17 protein-coding genes are annotated in these 17,403 nt (G+C 40.8%); 5 read left to right on the top strand and 12 right to left on the bottom strand.

All coding sequences use genetic code 11. The features are described 5' to 3' along the window. Positions 1–80: 80 nt before the first annotated feature. The 7 genes from BM192_RS07400 to BM192_RS07430 form a co-directional block, all read right to left on the bottom strand. A complete protein-coding gene (locus BM192_RS07400) occupies positions 81–1,358 on the bottom strand; it encodes a metallophosphoesterase (RefSeq protein ID WP_037443500.1) in 1,278 nt (425 codons plus the stop codon). 4 nt (positions 1,359–1,362) lie between these two features. Next, positions 1,363–2,853: a sigma 54-interacting transcriptional regulator gene (locus tag BM192_RS07405; protein WP_037443502.1), complete on the bottom strand. Its 1,491-nt coding sequence runs from the start codon at positions 2,851–2,853 to the stop codon at positions 1,363–1,365. A gap of 14 nt (positions 2,854–2,867) precedes the next feature. Continuing rightward, positions 2,868–3,962: a vWA domain-containing protein gene (locus BM192_RS07410; RefSeq protein ID WP_037443505.1), complete on the bottom strand. Its 1,095-nt coding sequence runs from the start codon at positions 3,960–3,962 to the stop codon at positions 2,868–2,870. A gap of 86 nt (positions 3,963–4,048) precedes the next feature. Continuing rightward, the gene (locus BM192_RS07415; protein WP_037443507.1) at positions 4,049–4,930 is read right to left on the bottom strand and encodes a cupin-like domain-containing protein; all 882 of its coding nucleotides are present in this window, start codon (positions 4,928–4,930) and stop codon (positions 4,049–4,051) included. Between the two features lie 80 nt (positions 4,931–5,010). Then, positions 5,011–5,892: a cupin-like domain-containing protein gene (locus tag BM192_RS07420; protein WP_037443509.1), complete on the bottom strand. Its 882-nt coding sequence runs from the start codon at positions 5,890–5,892 to the stop codon at positions 5,011–5,013. Positions 5,893–6,085: 193 nt separating this feature from the next. Then, a complete protein-coding gene (gene hemW, locus BM192_RS07425) occupies positions 6,086–7,234 on the bottom strand; it encodes a radical SAM family heme chaperone HemW (RefSeq protein WP_074588872.1) in 1,149 nt (382 codons plus the stop codon). 106 nt (positions 7,235–7,340) lie between these two features. Continuing rightward, positions 7,341–8,354 (bottom strand): LacI family DNA-binding transcriptional regulator, encoded by a 1,014-nt coding sequence (locus BM192_RS07430; RefSeq protein ID WP_037443513.1) that lies wholly within the window; start codon positions 8,352–8,354, stop codon positions 7,341–7,343. Between the two features lie 184 nt (positions 8,355–8,538). Here BM192_RS07430 and BM192_RS07435 point away from each other — a divergent pair, with 184 nt between their 5' ends. Next, the gene (locus tag BM192_RS07435; protein ID WP_037443516.1) at positions 8,539–9,411 is read left to right on the top strand and encodes an inositol oxygenase family protein; all 873 of its coding nucleotides are present in this window, start codon (positions 8,539–8,541) and stop codon (positions 9,409–9,411) included. 92 nt (positions 9,412–9,503) lie between these two features. Here the strand turns inward: BM192_RS07435 and BM192_RS07440 are convergent, their stop codons facing one another. Beyond that, positions 9,504–10,010 carry a GNAT family N-acetyltransferase gene (locus BM192_RS07440; protein WP_037443519.1) on the bottom strand — a complete coding sequence of 169 codons (507 nt, stop codon included), beginning with the start codon at positions 10,008–10,010 and terminating at the stop codon, positions 9,504–9,506. 218 nt (positions 10,011–10,228) lie between these two features. On the opposite strand from BM192_RS07440, the gene BM192_RS07445 reads away from it, so the two are divergent. Next, positions 10,229–12,577, top strand: coding sequence for an ABC transporter permease (locus BM192_RS07445; RefSeq protein ID WP_037443521.1), 2,349 nt, complete (start codon positions 10,229–10,231; stop codon positions 12,575–12,577). A gap of 27 nt (positions 12,578–12,604) precedes the next feature. On the opposite strand, the gene BM192_RS07450 is transcribed toward BM192_RS07445, so the two are convergent. Beyond that, positions 12,605–13,093, bottom strand: coding sequence for a MarR family winged helix-turn-helix transcriptional regulator (locus BM192_RS07450; RefSeq protein ID WP_037443534.1), 489 nt, complete (start codon positions 13,091–13,093; stop codon positions 12,605–12,607). A gap of 4 nt (positions 13,094–13,097) precedes the next feature. Continuing rightward, positions 13,098–13,586 carry a GNAT family N-acetyltransferase gene (locus BM192_RS07455; RefSeq protein WP_037443524.1) on the bottom strand — a complete coding sequence of 163 codons (489 nt, stop codon included), beginning with the start codon at positions 13,584–13,586 and terminating at the stop codon, positions 13,098–13,100. A 156-nt stretch (positions 13,587–13,742) separates the two neighbouring features. Between BM192_RS07455 and BM192_RS07460 the strand changes: the two genes are divergently transcribed. Together BM192_RS07460 and BM192_RS07465 are read left to right on the top strand one after the other, a co-directional pair. Beyond that, positions 13,743–14,732, top strand: coding sequence for a DUF4271 domain-containing protein (locus tag BM192_RS07460; RefSeq protein ID WP_037443526.1), 990 nt, complete (start codon positions 13,743–13,745; stop codon positions 14,730–14,732). Between the two features lie 9 nt (positions 14,733–14,741). Then, a complete protein-coding gene (locus tag BM192_RS07465) occupies positions 14,742–15,512 on the top strand; it encodes a uroporphyrinogen-III synthase (protein ID WP_037443528.1) in 771 nt (256 codons plus the stop codon). Positions 15,513–16,115: 603 nt separating this feature from the next. Here the strand turns inward: BM192_RS07465 and BM192_RS07470 are convergent. Together BM192_RS07470 and BM192_RS07475 are read right to left on the bottom strand one after the other, a co-directional pair. Next, complete coding sequence (locus BM192_RS07470; RefSeq protein WP_037443530.1) at positions 16,116–16,322, bottom strand: hypothetical protein; 207 nt, start codon at positions 16,320–16,322, stop codon at positions 16,116–16,118. Continuing rightward, the gene (locus BM192_RS07475) at positions 16,323–16,826 is read right to left on the bottom strand and encodes a helix-turn-helix transcriptional regulator (protein ID WP_037443532.1); all 504 of its coding nucleotides are present in this window, start codon (positions 16,824–16,826) and stop codon (positions 16,323–16,325) included. It abuts the gene before it with no gap. Between the two features lie 264 nt (positions 16,827–17,090). Here BM192_RS07475 and BM192_RS07480 point away from each other — a divergent pair. Then, positions 17,091–17,403 (top strand): helix-turn-helix domain-containing protein (locus tag BM192_RS07480; protein ID WP_139218414.1); only part of this gene is annotated, 313 nt, incomplete at its 3' end.

Below are 17,403 nucleotides of genomic sequence, written 5' to 3' on the forward strand. Positions count from 1 at the left end.
CACGCTGTTTTAATTCAGCGTGCTTTTTTTATGTCCGGAATGTTTTCTAACATTATATAGAATAATGCATAGAGCAATCATTACGCCCTTTTCAATGTGAAAATAGTAATTTCAGGCAGGATACCCACCCTTCCCGGATAACCAAGAAACCCATATCCCACATTCACATATAGCTGTTGCTGTTGTTCCTGGTAAAGACCAGCCCATTCCTTGTAAATATATTCAACGGGGCTCCATTGAAAATGCTCAGTTCTGACACCAAATTGCATACCATGCGTATGCCCGCTGAACATCGCATCGATCTGCGGATATTTAGGTAGAACCTCGGCTCTCCAGTGTGAAGGATCATGGGAGAGCAGTAGTTTTACCGGAAGATCATCTGTGTTCTTTACAGCAAGCTCCATTTTTCCATATTTCGGAAAGCGGCCCATTCCCCAGTTTTCGATACCGAGGATGCCAATCTCTTCCCCGCCCACTTTTAACCGGCGGTTTTCATTCATGAGCAGGTCCCAGCCCATCAGTTCGTGTGTTTTAATCACATCTGCAAGGTTTTTAGCTTTCGCAGCTGAAGGCTCCTTTCCAAAATGATAATCTCCATAATCGTGGTTACCCAGCGTAGAATACACACCCAGAGGAGCCTTGATCTTGCTGAAAATATCCTGGTAGCCGCGCATTTCATTGGCCATATCATTTACAATATCGCCGGTGAAGAAAATAAAATCAGGCTTCTCCCCTAAGAGCATTTCTACACCCCCCAATACAGCCCGTTTATTATAGAAACTGCCTGAGTGGATATCAGAAACCTGCCCCATGGTAATACCATCGAAAGCAGCAGGCAGATTAGGTAAGATCAATGTTTTTCTGCGGACCTGGTAATCATATGCACCCGAAGCAATGCCCCAGGTTAAAGACGTTAAGGGAACAGCAGCAGCCACTAGCCCGGCTTTCACCAGAAAGGCGGAGCGTGTGATTGGCTCAGGACCACCGTCAGCGATCACAGGAGAACCATTATGTTCGTTTATACCTGCATCCTCCACAACTTTCTTTTTCCTGAAAACGTAAACGACCAGTCTGCGCAGGTCATCCAGCAGCAGGAAAGGCAGCATTACAATTTTACAAGCAGTAATCAGGAAAAAAGAAACCATGATTACCGAACGCAGTGATAGATAAATATTCAGGTAGATACCCGCAAAGACACCTACGATCAGCAGGATACTAATTGACCAGTAAATCTTTTTGAACCCATCACGTACAGGTTTGGACCAGGATTTGAAAACCGCCAGAACGGCATTCACAAAGTAGTAGTCAAAGGCTATTATCAAAAGACAGCCAGTAATCAGAAAAGGTAATCTGCCCATAAAATCAGGTAAAATCTATATCATCTTCGTCCGAACCGGCAGTGAAGAGACTATCGAACATATCAGCGAAACTAAATCCGCCGGTTAAGAATTTTTTGCTTAGTTGAGAATGCTCGGCAAGACCATGCAGGATGAATTCCATCAGCAGCAGGATTTGTGCGGCACTCAATGTATGGTGGAAACGTTTTGCAAGGTCATAAAGGCCATTTACCTTCATTAACTCCGCCTCATATTCCGCATTGGTCATATCGTCAGTTATGGCCATTGTGTACCCCTCGGTGAACCAGTCTGTGATTTCCTGATACGGATTTTTTCCTTTGCTCTTTTTGATTTTTTCTGGATCAGGGAAATAGATTGGAAATAAAGCCTTAATTGCTTTACCTGTAAGCGTGCCTGCTATTTTCGCCGGACCTTCCATTTCACCCTCATAGACAAGCTCGATTTTTCCGGTGATGGCAGGAATAATGCCAATCAGGTCGGCCAGTCTTACTGCCGTTCTTTCTTCGCCACTTACCAGAACCCTTCGCTCAGCAAAAGAAATAAGGTTTTCGTAAGCAGAGATTGTCAGTCTGGCAGAAACACCAGATTTCTGATCTATATATTCACTTTTTCTAGCTTCAAAAGCGATCTGTTCAATCAGGTCTTTTACCAGTCCATCTACTTCCACACGCTGCAGCTGTTCTTCGGTAACCCTTGCTTCCTGGAAAGTGATTTTGCGGGAAATAGCGATCGTTTGTGGGTAATGCGTTAGTATCTGACTTTCAATTCTGTCTTTCAGTGGTGTCACAATAGAGCCCCTGTTCGTGTAATCCTCCGGATTTGCAGTAAATACGAACTGTACATCCAGCGGGAGACGGAGTTTAAAACCACGGATCTGAATATCCTTTTCCTGTAGCATATTAAACAAGGAAACCTGGATTCTGGCCTGAAGATCAGGCAGCTCATTGATCACGAATATTCCACGGTGTGCACGCGGGATCAGACCAAAGTGAATGACTCTTTCATCGTTGTAGGTTAACTTCATTGCCGCCGCCTTAATAGGATCGACATCACCAATCAGGTCGGCGACCGTTACATCAGGTGTAGCTAGTTTTTCCGTATATCTTTCAGAGCGGTGAAGCCAGCTTACGGGCGTATCCTCACCCATACGGGAAATAATATCTCTTCCAAACCAGGAAATAGGGTTTAAAGGGTCGTCGAAGATTTCGCTCCCTGTAATATAAGGGACATACTCATCCAGCAAGTTCACCATTAACCTTGCGATTCTGGTTTTCGCCTGCCCGCGAAGACCGAGCAGCAGAATATTATGACGGGATAAGATTGCCGTTTGCAGTTCAGGTATTACTGTTTCATCGTAGCCGACGATGCCTTTAAAACCAGCAGCTTTATTCTGGAGCTGGGTAATAAGATTCTTGCGTAATTCCTCTTTTACGCTTAATGAAGTATATCCGGCGTTTTTGAGGGCGCCAAGCGTTTGAATTAAATTATGGTCCATAGATAGATGCCGAATTATCGAACTGTTTTTTTTCTGTTGGTAATGAAATCTTCAAAAATGTATTCACCAAGACCTTCCAATGAACTGTAGAAAGCCCTTCCGTCATTAATCTTGGTAAATTCCCGCACGAAGTGCTGGAGATAGGGGTCTTTGGCAATCATAAAAGTAGTAATCGGTATTTTTAACCTTTTACAATGAGCGGCCATGTTCAGTGTTTTGGCGACAACCTTACGATCAAGACCTATACTGTTTTTATAATAGCGTCCATTTTCCTTGAGGCAGGTAGGTTTGCCATCAGTGATCATGAAAATCTGTTTATTAGGTGTTTTTCTTCTGCGCAGAATGTCTGCAGCCAGCTCCAGGCCAGCACAAGTATTCGTATGATAAGGGCCAACTTCCAGGTAGGGAAGCTCCTTTAGAGTAATTGGCCAGGCATCATTACCGAAGACTACAATATCCAGACTATCCTTTGGAAACTTAGTTTTGATCAGCTCTGAAAGGGCCATAGCAACTTTCCGGGCAGGTGTGATCCTGTCTTCCCCGTAAAGGATCATAGAATGAGAAATATCGATCATCAGCACCGTTGCTGTAGTCGTTTTATAGTCCTTTTCATGCACTTCCAGGTCATTCTCGGTCATGATGAAATCGTTGATCCCGTGATTGATCTGTGCATTCTGAATAGAAGCTGTCATATCAATCTGATCGGCACTATCTCCGAAAGAGTAAGCTCTGCGGATCGCGTTGTTTTCATCACCAAGGCCAGATAAGTTACTCGTATGATCACCTTTTCCAGATTTCCGGAGCTGTCCGAATATCTCTTCCAGTGCCGATTTACGGATTGTTTGTTCAGATTTGGCAGTGACTTTAAAATCCCCCTTTTCGTCAGGAGCGATATAGCCTTTTTCCTTAAGATCTTCAATAAAATCGCCGATACCGTAATCATTGTTGGTGAAAGAATGCAGCTTGTCCATTTCCGTCATCCAGGAAAGAGAAGAAGCAGCATCGCCGGCTGTTACATTGAGCAGTTGCATAAATAACTTAAACAGATCGTCAAACCCACCGGCCACCTGCTTTTCAGGAACAAATTTAGAAAATTGGAAACCTCTCATATAATACAATTAACGATTGATCTAAGGTAAAAGTTTGGGTTGCCAATAATGTTACCTGCAAGTCAAAATACCTGAGGTAGAATTTATTAGGAAGGCGAGTTTCTGGCTAGTGCACTTTCTGCGCGCTTTACCGCCAGTTTTTCACGATAGTGTGCATAAGGAGCTTTAAACGCCATCTTCATCAGACTGTCCAAACCACCCTTCACAGCAAGATTATACAAGCTTTGCGCTTTTCTTACCGGAGAGGCGTCCCAGGCTCTTAAGCTGAGTGAGAAAGAACCGTCAAGATATTTCATCCAGTGCCACATTCCTGTAGGCATAAACAAAGTATCACCATGCTCCAGGAAGACCTCGTACCCTTCAACACCGTTCAGTGCAGGGAACTTGTCAAAGTCCGGATTGGCCACATCATAATCTTCCAGTGCATACGTGGCGTTTGGAATACAGTATAACCTTTCTTTCCATTTATTGTCGAAAAGAATAATATGCTTTCTTCCGCCAAAATGGGTATGGAATAAATGCGGGAGATCTATGTCGTAGTGCAGGAAAGTTACCGAATTAGAGCCACCAAAGAACATGGCAGGCATGCTTTCAATAAAGCCACCCATTAAATCTTTGGGTAAAACGATATCATCTATCAGGCTGGGTACATGCTTGAATAAATTAAAAAAGAAGATTCTGAGTTCAGTAGGTTCTCTTTTAATTAGATCCAGGTAGTCTCCAAACTGCATTTTTGCTGTAGGAGAATTAATAGGGCGTGAGGGGTCGGCCTTCGCATTATCATAAAGCGGTACCTCCAGGTTACCTGCAATTTCTTTCAGGTATTCCGTTGTCCATTTTTCTCTTGCAGGCCAGCTTTTTGTTAATCCTTTTATAATTAGTGGTTTTCGCGGGTTCAGGTAATTTTTCTTAAAATCCGCGGGGCTGATCTGCTCGACAGTATCAACCGGTTTAAGGATGAAGCTCATAATCAAAAAGATAAAATCTAGGCTGCAAATTGTGAATTAAATTCTGAAAACGGGTATAAATACTAGTATGTAACCTAATTTTACTCAGGTTTGTGATTTGCTAAAGCCTTATTGGCCCTTTTAAAGGCTAATTTTTCCTTCCAGTCCATATATTTAAACCTGAAGTTACCCTTCATAAAATCATCGAATTTACGCTGTATGGTTAAGTTAAAAAGACTTCTTGCTTTCACTGACCATGATTTATCCCAGGCTCTCAGACTGATAGAAAAAGAACCATCAAGATATTTCATCCAGTGCCAGTATCCCGTAGGCATAAATAAAGTGTCGCCATGCTCCAGGTAAGCTTCGACACCTTTTACACCCTTCAGCGCAGGAAATTTTTCAAAATCAGGATTTTCGACATCATAATCCTCAAGGGCGTATGTCGCATAAGGAATCTGGTAGAGGCGGTCTTTCCATTTGTTTTCAAATAGAATTACATGTTTGCGGCCATTGAAATGTGTGTGGAAGATATGGGCCATGTCAATATCATAGTGCAGAAAAGTAACGGATCCTTTTCCACCAAAGAACATATTCGGATAACTATCCAGAAAACCTCCCATCAGGTTTTTAGGCGCAATATAATCCTCCAGTAATTTGGGCGCATGTTTAATCGGGTCGAAAAGGAAAATACGAAGATCGGTCGGTGTGGATCGGATTAAATCAATGTAGTCGCTGAATTTCATTTCCGAAGCAGCGGCGTTAATTGGTTTGGAAGGATCAGCTTTAGAACTATCATATAAAGGTACCATCTTGTCGCCGACTACAGTTTTCATATAGTCCATAGACCATTTACTATACGCGGGCCAGTTCCTGGCCATATTTTTAATAACCAGGGGTCTGCGCTTCTTCAGATAATTCTTTTCGAAATCTTCTTTGGAAATATCATCAACGCAATCAATTTGAGTGAGATCAAACTTCATGTTACATTAATATTGGTGGTCAAAATTAAATAAAAATCATGCTTTTGTAATTACGAGGAGCTTTCAAAACAAAATCCTTACAAAAAGTAAACATTAACTTAACCTGAGAGAACCGGAAATGTTCTCTCTGTGCAGGAGAATCCTGTAATCTGCCGGTAATTTTACCAATGCACTGCTTTTGACCAAATCAAATTTAAATTTTTTCTGCGATTTCCTCAGGGAGCAGGAAAAGCTCCGAAGCGATATAGTCAGCAAATAATTTGCCGTCAGGCGTTAAAGTAACGACTTCATTTTGCTCGGTAACCCATTTCCGCTGTTTGAAAATTTCCACGTTTTTTTTCGTTTCCTCTGCAAAGACCTTACCAAAATCCACTCTTATTTTGCTGAGATCTGTACCCCACATTGTACGCAGGGAAGTCATGATATATTCATTGAAGCGATCGCAGATATGCAGCTCCTCTACTGTTTCCGCTAGCTGGCCATTTTCCAGAAAATTCATGTAATGCGCATTGTTCGCCACGTTCAGATAGCGGTTATAACCATCGAATCCGTGCGCTGACGGGCCAATGCCCAGATAGGGAATACCACGCCAGTAATTCGTATTGTGAACAGCATGTTTACCAGGGAGGCTGAAATTAGAAATCTCATATTGGTCAAAACCTGCGATAGCCAGTTTTTCAGTTAATAAGGTAAACTGAGCTGCTGCCTGCTCATCATTTACCGGAACCTGTTTCCCTTTTTTGATTGCCGAAGCCAGTGCAGTGCGGGGTTCGACCGTCATGGCATAGGCCGAAATATGTGGTGTCTGGAACGAGACAGATTTATTAATGTTTTCCAGCAATTTGCTGTCCGTCAGCAGCGGATAACCATAGATCAGGTCTATACTCAAGTTTTCAAATCCTGCATCCTGACTTCTTTTGATACAGGTTTCGGCCTCCTCTGCGTTATGTGCGCGGTTCATCCAGCGTAAATCTTCCTCAAAGAAAGATTGAATTCCGATACTGAAACGGTTAATAGGTAATTGCCTTAATACGGCAATTTTTGCAGCATTTAGATCATCAGGATTCGCTTCAATTGTTATTTCGGCATTTGTCGCGATAGAGAAATGACGTGTTATTGTATCGAAAATTTGCTGAAAAGACTTTTCTGGCAGCAGAGAAGGTGTACCTCCACCAAAATAGATACTGCCAAGATCATCTTTGACACGTTCTTTTTTCATGACGATTTCTTTGCAGATTGCATCTGTCATTTCCTGCGTATACCGCAAAGAAGTGCTGAAATGGAAATCACAGTAGTGACAAGCCTGTTTGCAAAAAGGGATATGAATATAAATTCCGGACATGTGATTAGAATCGTAATTGAGGGTGAGTGGCAGTAGATGTACTGATAGCTCAAAGGTAGGAATTATGAATCTAATCGGGGGGGCATTTATTCTGCCTCTGATCCCTTTACGTATGGCCGGAAGTAGAATCGCGTTTGATCAGTACAGATTTCATAACTGGTATTTCTTCCGTTGTAATATATTTTTTATCAAGCAGTTTAAAAAGAAAACCCGCTGCTTCCTGACCAATTTCGAATGCGGGCTGCGTAATTGTGGTGAGAGACGGGTTTAATAGGGCTGCTGTGCTTAGATTGGAAAAACTTAATATTTTAACATCATCCGGAATCCGCAGATCCAGTGCTTTACAGGCATTATAGGCTGGAATTACCATCTCTTCCACAGAAGAAATAATGGCATCAGGTTTCTGGATTATCAGCAGGTTTTTAATGCGGTTGTATGTTTTGTCTCTATCTGGATCATGTGTAACCATTAGGCCCTTATTGAAACTCAACCCTTTATTTTTCAGTGCATCAAAATAGCCCTGGATTCGCTTTTTCCCAGTATCAAGCTTGCTCAAAGCAGATAAGTAAGCTATATTTTTACAACCATTTTCGATCAGGTGCAATGTGGCTTGATAGGCGCTCTGGTAGTCATCGGTAGTAACTTTGATCGCGTCAATGTCGTCTAAGGCCCTGTCAAAAAACACCACCGGAATCTTTTTTACCAAACTTTTGAAGTGCGAACTACTATTTGTGCTGCTGGAGATTGAGATCAGAATACCATCAACCCTTCCGCATACCAGACTTTCTGTAAAAGCAGTTTCTATTTCACTATTCTCATGTGTCTGATAAATCAATACATGATAATCGCGTTTGCGGGCAATCTCTTCAATTCCATTGATAGCCAGTGAAAAAAAGCTGTTTGCAATTTCGGGGACAATTACTGCTATCGTTTTGGTCTTCTGGCTGCGCAGATTACTTGCTGACGGATTTCGCTCATACTTCAGCTTTTTAGCCAGGGCCAGAACTTTTTGCTTGGTCTCTATACTAATCTCATGGCTGTCATTCAATGCTTTTGACACTGTGGCAATAGAGACATTCAATTCTCTGGCTAAAGTTTTTACAGTTACATTCTCGGTCATTCTTTTTTTTTCAGAACTGCTTAATATTAAAGCAATTCACTTAAACGTATTCGTAAATAAAAAATTCAATCAGCCTTTAATTTAACATCTTTATATGGAGATTTAGGTATGAGCGCGTTTTTTTATTTACCATCGGTACTGCAGCATGTGCTATCAAAAATATCATCAATTATAAATTTATCTTATGAAAGAGTTTGAAAAAGACGAGATCTCCCCGTTATCAAGTCTGGATGTCTGGGAAGATGATGTATTAAAAAGATACCCTGAGCCGGGAGTTCCTGCAAAAACGAAGGATGAATTTAGAAATTACGACAGTCCTGAAATTGACTCTGTGCGTGAGTTTTACAGGTTAAATCACAAGTACCAGACCTATGAGAATGTCCTGGCAAAAAAGGAAAACTTCCTGAAATTCGATAAAAAAGAGTTACCATGGTGGGCAGCGATGGAATATCTAAATACACTGATTGACGATTCCGATCCCGATACCTCTTTAGACCAGCTGCAGCATTTGCTGCAAACAGCAGAAGCGATCCGGGCAGACGGACATCCGGACTGGTTTGTACTTACCGGTTTTATACATGACTTGGGAAAAGTATTATGCCTGTTTGGAGAGCCGCAGTGGAATGTCGTTGGAGATTCGTTTCCTGTTGGGTGTAAATTCTCCGATAAAATTGTCTTCCCGGAATTTTTTGATGCCAATCCGGATAGCAAAGACGAACGTTACAATACAAAATACGGTGTATACACACATCAGTGCGGGCTTGACAATATCCATATGTCCTGGGGACATGACGAATATCTCTATCATATTACCAGGCAGCACCTTCCTGAAGAAGCCTTATACATGATCCGGTATCATTCTTTTTATTCGCAGCACAGAGAAAAAGCTTATGACCATTTATTAAATTCACATGATCAGAAGATGTTTAAATGGGTCGATAAATTTAATCCTTATGACCTCTATTCAAAAAGTCCGAAACCACCCGTAGTAAGTGAATTAAAACCTTATTATGAAGACCTGATAGCAAAATATTTACCAGATAAAGTAGCCCTCTAAACAAAGCACCCGAAATTAACAAAGAAGCCGCCTCAGCTATAAACTGTTGCGGCTTCTTTATTTACCCAGAACTAATTTAAAGGGTCTGCTAGTTAAAGCTTAATTTCAAAAATGCTAAGGCTAATGTTTCTGTAATGCTCTGGCAGTTCCGGGCTCCACTCTACATCAGTTACACCCAGAAAAGTAAATCCGCAGCTGGTATAATATTTATTGAGCCTTTCGTTACCACTCATGGTATCTATCCGGATATAGTCTTTCTGGTGTTGTTTACAATATTCCTTGGCCCATTCTACAATCTTCTTCACATAGCCGCCACCCCTGAAAATTGGGTTAGTTGCAATTCTGTGAATATAAATTGCCGGGTCTGCATCTTTCTCTTTCCAGATTGCACGATCTTCCTCTTTAATTAGGAACGTACAGGCAATAGTTTCTCCTTCTAAAATAACATAGTGCCGGCCTTCTTCAATTTCCTGAAGGACTCTTTCACGCTCGAAACCTTTCCAGTTTTTATTGTTTACTGTCTTTTGGTATTGTGTCGCGGCGTCATAAACCGAAAATATTTCATCAATATTTTCAGGTGTGCTTTTTAAAATTTCCATGTGCAAAAATTGATAACCGGGACGGTAGAATTATATCCCGGCGGCAAAGATAAAAGAACAGCCTGTTCATTTAAACTTTATCTTGTCCGGTAGTGTACGCGGCATGTTCGGTAACGAACAATAAATGGGAATTACTGGCCGCACAACCCCGTTAAAGTTAGATTTGCTAAATTGGCATATCATTGGCAAAGCAGAGTTAAACTCTGTAAATTTTAGGCATGTTTATATTAAATCTCAAATTAGCGTTAAGAAATCTCTGGAATAATAAAGTCTTAACTGCGATTAATATTTTCGGATTATCTGTAGGGCTGAGTGGTTTTATCCTGATATTGGTTTACGTAAATTTCGAAAACAGCTACGATAACTGGAACCCGGTAGCAGACCAGGTTTACCGGATTTCTGTGATTGATGAACCAGGTGCAGAGGAATACCCAACCAGTCCGGGAGAGTTGGCTCCGGCTTTAAAAGCAAATCATCCCGAGATCCTCTCTTATGCCAGAATCTATATCTGGGATTTAAAACAGAGGCTTGTCGGAGATCCGGGAAATGAACATTATGTAGATCATATTCTTGGGGTAGACAGCAGTTGGTTTGATCTCTTTCCCTACAAATTCATTTATGGTAATGCAAAAACAGCGTTAGCTTCTGCTGACAACATCGTCCTGAGCAGTAAAACCAGCAAATTGTTTTTTGGTGATGCCAATCCGGTAGGCAAAACCATTAAAATAGATCAGAAAAAAACCTATCACATCACCGGCGTTTACGAAAATCCGTCGAGCCCTGAACATATGCCAAATGATGGCTTTGTAAAAGCAGGATCCAAAGGTGAGGGTTGGGGAAACGCTAATTTTTTCAGCTATCTAAAGTTAGCCGAAGGAACAGATATCACTCAGTTCAGAGAGAAAATCAATCAGACAGCCGCTAAGCTGCCTATTGCAGACATTTCTAACAAAAAGAAAATTCAGCTGCTGGTACAACCAGTTAAAGATATTTATTTGAAGGCCAATGCAGTACAGGATATTGCCAGCCGGGGTAATGCGGCAAATCAGAGATTACTGTTATTGGTTTCCGGCCTCCTGCTTTTTATCGCCTGCATGAATTTTACGAATTTATCCATTGCACAGTCGTCCAGAAGAGCTAAAGAAATTGGTGTAAGGAAAGTGATGGGTGCGCGTAAACGAGAACTTATCATCCAGTTTTTGACTGAAACTGCCGTGCAATGTGTGCTCGCAATGGGCCTTGCCTGGGCCATCGCAGAAATATGTCTCCCTTTATTAAACAAGATGATGGGTACAACACTAGTGTTATATACGCCACTTCTGTTAAAAAAACTGATGTTACAGATCGGGATAGTGATGATCATAGTCACCTTAATTGCCGGAGGATATGCCGCATTCTTTCTTTCCGGCTTTAACCCTTCAAGGGTACTTAAAGGAGATTTTACAAGAGGACAAGGTAGTCTATGGTTAAGAAAAGTATTGATAGTTTCTCAGTTTATAATTGCAGCGGTATTTATTTCTGTCCTGTTTATTATTAACAAGCAGGTGGACTACATGAAAAATAAAGACACTGGTTTTAATAGTGACCAGGTGATGGTATTTAAGATCCGAAAGGATGAAACACGCACAAACTTCGAATCATTAAAAGAACGTCTGCTAAAAATAGACGGTGTAGCTAAAGTCGGCCGCGTTAATTATTACCCTGGTGTACAGGGAATGCAGGTTATCGGTTCCAGTTACAAAGATACGCAGGTGAATGATCTGAGCGTAATTACTATTGATGCAGACTATTTTGACGTGATGGGCATGCGAGCTGCTGAAGGCAAACTATTCTCCGGAAGACGCCTTGCAGATTCGTCGGCTGTAGTGGTCAATGAATCAGCAAGAGATAAATACGGTCTCCAGAAAATGGTGGGTGAGCAATGGATTCGTAACTGGCACATTGCTGGAATTGTTAAAAATCATATACAGAAGGGCATGGAGTCTGAGGTAGAGCCCATGGCTTTTGTGATTGAGACAGAGAATTCAAATTCAGCAGACCACGTTGTAATTAAGGTTGCACCCGGTAACTTCCTGCAGACCATCAAGGAAATAGAGTCGGTCTGGCAGACAGCAGAACCCTTCCCATTCGAATATGAATGGCTGGACAATAGCTTTCAGCAGGTTTATATCCAGTATATTCACCTGAGCAAGCTGTTTAACATTTTTACGTATGTGGCACTCTTTGTGGCCGTACTCGGGCTGTTTGCGCTGGCTAGCTTTGTTACTAAACAGAGAACTAAAGAAATAGGGATCAGAAAAGTTCTTGGCGCAGATGATTTTCATATCGTTAAGCTCATCAATGGAAACTTCCTGGGGTTAATTCTCATTGCAAATATTATTGCGATTCCGCTCGCTTTCCTATTGGGAACAACCTGGCTGAAAGGATTTGTATATCGTACAGATATAGACATGATGCCCTTTTTGTATACCATGCTTATTTCCTTATTCATCAGTGTGCTTACGGTCAGTGCAATGGCATATAAGGCTGCAAAGACTATAGTTGTTAAAGCACTTAAATATGAATAGCCGATCCAGTCTGCCAGGATATTTTCGTTAGGAAGACGTATTCTGCTGCTTCAATTGCATTGCCCGCTGCAGGAAGCTTTGATTTTTTAAGGTATCCTCAGCCTGCTGGATAGCCTGCAGGAGGTTATGCTCATTGTCGGCTATTTCCTGCAGTACAGTGATCATCAGGGCCCAGACTGGTTGCATACGGATAATAAGTTCTTTTCCTTTAGCCGTCAGCAATAATAAACGTTTCCTTTCATCGATTTTGTCCTTTTTAGACCGGATGAGTTTCTGTTTCTCCAGTTCTTTTAGCAGGCTAATGGTAGAAGGGTGTGTGTAACCGATTTCGTTTGCTATTTCAACGACGCTTAAAATTTCCTTGTGGTGCAGGGTTAACATGACCGGGAACCATTTAGGTTCAAAGTCAATATCAAAGCTTTTATAAAGTAAAGCTCCGTCCTTTCTGAGTTGCTCACTCAGACGCTGTAATCTTGTAGAAATTGCAAGTATGCCAGATTCGTCTATGATATTCATCCTTTTAATCCAGGGGTAAATTACAAAATACATTATCTGCACTCATTAAAGGAAAAGTCTCTGGAAGCGACTCCTTCGCTATGCGGATAAATCCATTTTTTTCATAAAATCGCAGCGCTGCGGCCAATATTGTAATCGTACCGAGGTAAAGATTGTTCAACCCTTTTTCACGGCTGCTGTCTATTAATGTGTCTAGCAGGAGCTGAGCAATTCCGAATTCCTTACCGCGAAACTCCTTTTTAACAAACATTTTCCTGATGGCACCCGCTTGCGCATCAAATTTAATCAATGCAATTGTACCAACCAGCTCACCGTCCGCAAAAGCTCCCCAGAAACATCCACCATCCTTATAATAGAAATTTTTAATCTCCAGCAGGTCGGGCTGATCGGCCAGCGTTATGGCAACATTAAATTCTTTTTGCTGAATACTTAAAATCAGATCAATCACTTGTTCTGCATATTCATTTTCTATGGGTGAAATCTCAATTTTCATTTGTTTTTACTTTATAATATAAAACTACGTAGTCAAATACATATATCCAAATATATGGTGTCATATCGAAAAAATAAAACCAGAACTGCGTTATAGGAATGGAAATTATAAAAGCATAAATTTGCAACAAACCATAATTCCGTTAAATTTAACCTGATGCTGAAATCCTTTCTGGTAACTTTTTTGTTGTGTCTGATCATTGGTCAGCCTCTGCTATTTGCACAGGAAGATGTAAGGTTAACAGATTCTGTCCCTGTCAGGCCACAATACCGACGGGCAGTTAATCAGGATCCTGCCTTCCTGGCACGCCAGCGTTTTGTAACGGATTCCATTATGACCCACACCTGGCTCGTTCCCGATTCTTTAATAAACCGGTCCATTATCATTGATAGTATTATAAAGGCAAATGTTTTCGAAAAACTAGACCTTGATGCCTGGTTTAAAAAGTACGGCCACCTTAAAAAAAAGGAGAACCGTTTGCGGACAGGAGAGCCGCAGCCGAAAGGGCAGGGCTGGGTAATTGCAGTTATAGTTGTCTTGCTTGCTTTTTTTGGAATACTTAGAATTTCTTTCCCAAAACAGCTCCAGAGTATCATACAGGCCTTTTATAGCAATAGAGGGTTAAATAATCTCAATAAAGAAGACAATGTTTTCAGCTCCTGGTCATTCCTTTTTTACTTTATACAGTTCGGCTTTACCATTGGCATGTTCTTCTATCTGGTAGCTCAGTACTATCAGTTGGCCTACGTAAATCAGGGGTTCCGTTTCTTCATTAGCGTGTCTGTTCTTGTAATGGTTTTTTACGCACTAAAAATCCTGTTTCTGCGTATCCTGGGCCACCTGTTTAATGTTCAGAAGGCCGTACATGAGTATGTTTCTATATTATATTTAAGTTATTTTAATATCTCATTATTGTTTATTCCGCTTGTAGTGGCTTTTGGTCTTTCACCCCTCCAATACGGTATATATTATATTGTTTTGGCTTTTGTAATAACCATACTAATCTTTACGTTTCAATTGATCAGAGCTGGTGTTAATATATTATCTCACTATCGGTTTCCTAAGTTCTATTTATTTGTGTACTTTTGTGCCCTCGAAATATGTCCTATTTTGATATTAATCAAGGCAATAGGTTTTGAGCTGTAACTAGGTAAAATGCAAGAAAAAACAGAAGATAGGTTGCGTAAAGTAAAAAGTATACTGATAACTTTGCCAAAACCCGAAACAGAGAAATCCCCCTATTTTGAGTTAGCAAAGAAGTATAACTTAAAAGTTGATTTCCGGTCCTTTATCCATGTAGAGGGGGTACCCGCCAGGGATTTCAGAAAAGATAAAATCGCATTAGGTGATTATACTGCTGTTGTATTTACAAGCAGAAATGCAGTAGATCATTTTTTCAGAATTTGTGAAGAAATGCGCTACGAAGTTCCTGCTGATCTTAAATACTTTTGTAGTTCAGAATCTACAGCATTATATCTTCAGAAATACATTCAGTACCGTAAAAGGAAGATTTTCTTCGGAAAACAGACTGCTGTAGACCTCGCAGAGGTCCTCAAAAAGCATGCATCTGAGAAATTCCTGTATCCCTGCTCTGATGTAGCAACGGAAGACACCATGAATTTCCTGGTCAAAAACGGGTATGACCTGACACCAGCAGTATTGTTTAAAACTGTCGTCAGTGATTTATCTGATCTGGCCGATGTGACATACGATGTGATAGGTTTCTTTAGTCCGTCAAGCATCCAGTCGCTTTACATCAATTTTCCGGAGTTTCAGCAGAACTTTACAAGGATTGCTGCCTTCGGTGTAAATACACATAAAGCGGTAACAGACAGTAATCTTATCGTGGACATCGCTGCTCCATCACCGGAATCTCCTTCGATGATTATGGCGATTGAAAACTATATCAAAAAGTCTAATAAATAGATTCCGCATCAGGGATTGACAATTGAAGGGAGTTAATTCCCGAAAATATATTGAAAACCAGATTCTTGCATTTGCAGGAACTGGTTTTTTTTGTTGGTGGCAGTTTAAAAAGTTCGAAATTTGCGCCGCAAAGGCCGGCACCTGATTCGTAGAATCAGCTGATGCCTTTACGCGCAAAATTTCGAACTTTTTAAACGTTTGACACCATCGGGGGCGTTGTCCGGTATGGGGGTGATTGGTCGATTTGTTTGTTGACGAATTGTTTGTTGACGAATTGCGGGAATGGGTAACGAATTGTTTGTTTGGCGGCTAGATTATTATAAAATAAGGTATGCTATTATGCACCATATTCCAATGAAGGTAAGACCAGTATACAATTCCCAAATATGTTTTTTTAAATCTTTAGTAATTAGTAATCTATAGAGTATGTAAAGTGCGAAGATTATTATTAGCAGCGGAAGCATTAAAATTCTCATAACAGTAAATTTTTTCAGTATTTATGGGTTATAAGTAATATATAAAATTTAGAAGTTAATCGTCCTATCTATTTTCGATAATGATACTTTATAATCCATCTTTAATCTGCTTCAGTAAGTATTATAACTATACGGTTTTAAGTAGTATTAGGCCAGTCTTTATGTTGCCAATTAGAAACTTCTCAATTGCCTCAAAATCTACTGACATCCTATGACCAAGGTGCAAACTTAGTGCTGTGCCACCTACAAGGCGCATTTCGGAGAGTTCCTCTGCCGCCATAAGTTTTAACAGGCTATTTTTGAGTAGGTCATCGACTGTATTCCACTTTAGCATCTATTTTGATTTAAGGGTTTTCATAATGGGAATGTAATTATCTTTTATCCCGCTTCTGCCTGTAACTGATTTGATTTTGCTTCTGCCGTAAAAGTCCAGTAGCGTTTTCTTTTCGATATCATTTCCGCGCTCGAAGACCCTCTGAATTATGCTGGTGGACTGCTTTTGCCCGTCGATTTTATTGATATCGGTATCCCAAAAAAGGATCTTTCTCAAGTTTTTCAGGTCAGGAGTTGGCCCGGGTGACTTTTCTTTTTCTTCTTTTAGGTCATAGTAGGCCTGTAGTATAAGCATTGTACCTTCCTCAAGACAGAGTGCTCTGTCAATCTTCAGGGATATGGATGGAGTAAGTCTTCTCCGTGCTTTAGTGATGTCGTTCAGGGTCTGGGGGAGTATATTAATGGACAAAGCAAAAGGTCTTTTTTTTATTCCTCTTTTCTCAAGCTCATGTGCCAGAATTAGTCCAGGGTGAATTCCTTTGTATCTGATCATTGATTTTTCCATATCCAAATATAATCAATTTTGGTTATATGGACTACCCCGATCTACCCATGTAAGTGTTTTCTTAGAGTCTTGGTCGTGTCTCGTTCTTAGTTGGCCCATTTTTTTCATAGGGTTGGAACGGCTTTACCCTATCCTTGACCCATTTATAAGTATTTGGAGGTTCTTGAATAATGGGGTGTAGTTGTCTGAATAGTTTTTTGACAAAATCTAAACTGCTGCATGTTCTGTCCATTCCTGAAAAAGCTATACACTATAAAACAGTGTATGGAAAGAGAAGAAGAGTTGTTCTACTCAGAAAGAACGAGTAAAAATCAGAAGTTTGACAAGCGATTGATCGCTCATGTTGTTAAGCTGGCCGAAGAAGGGACGCCCCGGAGGGATCTGATAAAGACTTATAAAATGACCGGAGAAACCCTTGGGATGTGGTTGGACAAGTACAGTTCAATTTTGCATAAACGCAAGCTTCACAGTACTGCAGAAAAACGATCGATTGTTCGAGCTATCCATGGGGGGATGAGTATAAAGGAAGCCGTTATCGTATACAATATCAGCTCAAGGAGTACCATACGAAATTGGA

The sequence above is a fragment of the Pedobacter antarcticus genome (assembly GCF_900112985.1).
GTDB classification, from domain to species: Bacteria; Bacteroidota; Bacteroidia; order Sphingobacteriales; family Sphingobacteriaceae; genus Pedobacter; species Pedobacter antarcticus.

What these genes read in the sequence shown, in the direction of transcription:
- BM192_RS07400 (WP_037443500.1), bottom strand. Translation starts at nt 1,358, where the DNA reads ATGGGCAGATTACCTTTTCTGATTACTGGCTGTCTTTTGATAATAGCC.
- BM192_RS07455 (WP_037443524.1), bottom strand. Translation starts at nt 13,586, where the DNA reads ATGAAAATTGAGATTTCACCCATAGAAAATGAATATGCAGAACAAGTG.
- hemW (WP_074588872.1), bottom strand. Translation starts at nt 7,234, where the DNA reads ATGTCCGGAATTTATATTCATATCCCTTTTTGCAAACAGGCTTGTCAC.
- BM192_RS07465 (WP_037443528.1), top strand. Translation starts at nt 14,742, where the DNA reads ATGCAAGAAAAAACAGAAGATAGGTTGCGTAAAGTAAAAAGTATACTG.
- BM192_RS07410 (WP_037443505.1), bottom strand. Translation starts at nt 3,962, where the DNA reads ATGAGAGGTTTCCAATTTTCTAAATTTGTTCCTGAAAAGCAGGTGGCC.
- BM192_RS07435 (WP_037443516.1), top strand. Translation starts at nt 8,539, where the DNA reads ATGAAAGAGTTTGAAAAAGACGAGATCTCCCCGTTATCAAGTCTGGAT.
- BM192_RS07405 (WP_037443502.1), bottom strand. Translation starts at nt 2,853, where the DNA reads ATGGACCATAATTTAATTCAAACGCTTGGCGCCCTCAAAAACGCCGGA.
- BM192_RS07470 (WP_037443530.1), bottom strand. Translation starts at nt 16,322, where the DNA reads ATGCTAAAGTGGAATACAGTCGATGACCTACTCAAAAATAGCCTGTTA.
- BM192_RS07460 (WP_037443526.1), top strand. Translation starts at nt 13,743, where the DNA reads ATGCTGAAATCCTTTCTGGTAACTTTTTTGTTGTGTCTGATCATTGGT.
- BM192_RS07445 (WP_037443521.1), top strand. Translation starts at nt 10,229, where the DNA reads ATGTTTATATTAAATCTCAAATTAGCGTTAAGAAATCTCTGGAATAAT.
- BM192_RS07475 (WP_037443532.1), bottom strand. Translation starts at nt 16,826, where the DNA reads ATGGAAAAATCAATGATCAGATACAAAGGAATTCACCCTGGACTAATT.
- BM192_RS07450 (WP_037443534.1), bottom strand. Translation starts at nt 13,093, where the DNA reads ATGAATATCATAGACGAATCTGGCATACTTGCAATTTCTACAAGATTA.
- BM192_RS07415 (WP_037443507.1), bottom strand. Translation starts at nt 4,930, where the DNA reads ATGAGCTTCATCCTTAAACCGGTTGATACTGTCGAGCAGATCAGCCCC.
- BM192_RS07430 (WP_037443513.1), bottom strand. Translation starts at nt 8,354, where the DNA reads ATGACCGAGAATGTAACTGTAAAAACTTTAGCCAGAGAATTGAATGTC.
- BM192_RS07440 (WP_037443519.1), bottom strand. Translation starts at nt 10,010, where the DNA reads ATGGAAATTTTAAAAAGCACACCTGAAAATATTGATGAAATATTTTCG.
- BM192_RS07420 (WP_037443509.1), bottom strand. Translation starts at nt 5,892, where the DNA reads ATGAAGTTTGATCTCACTCAAATTGATTGCGTTGATGATATTTCCAAA.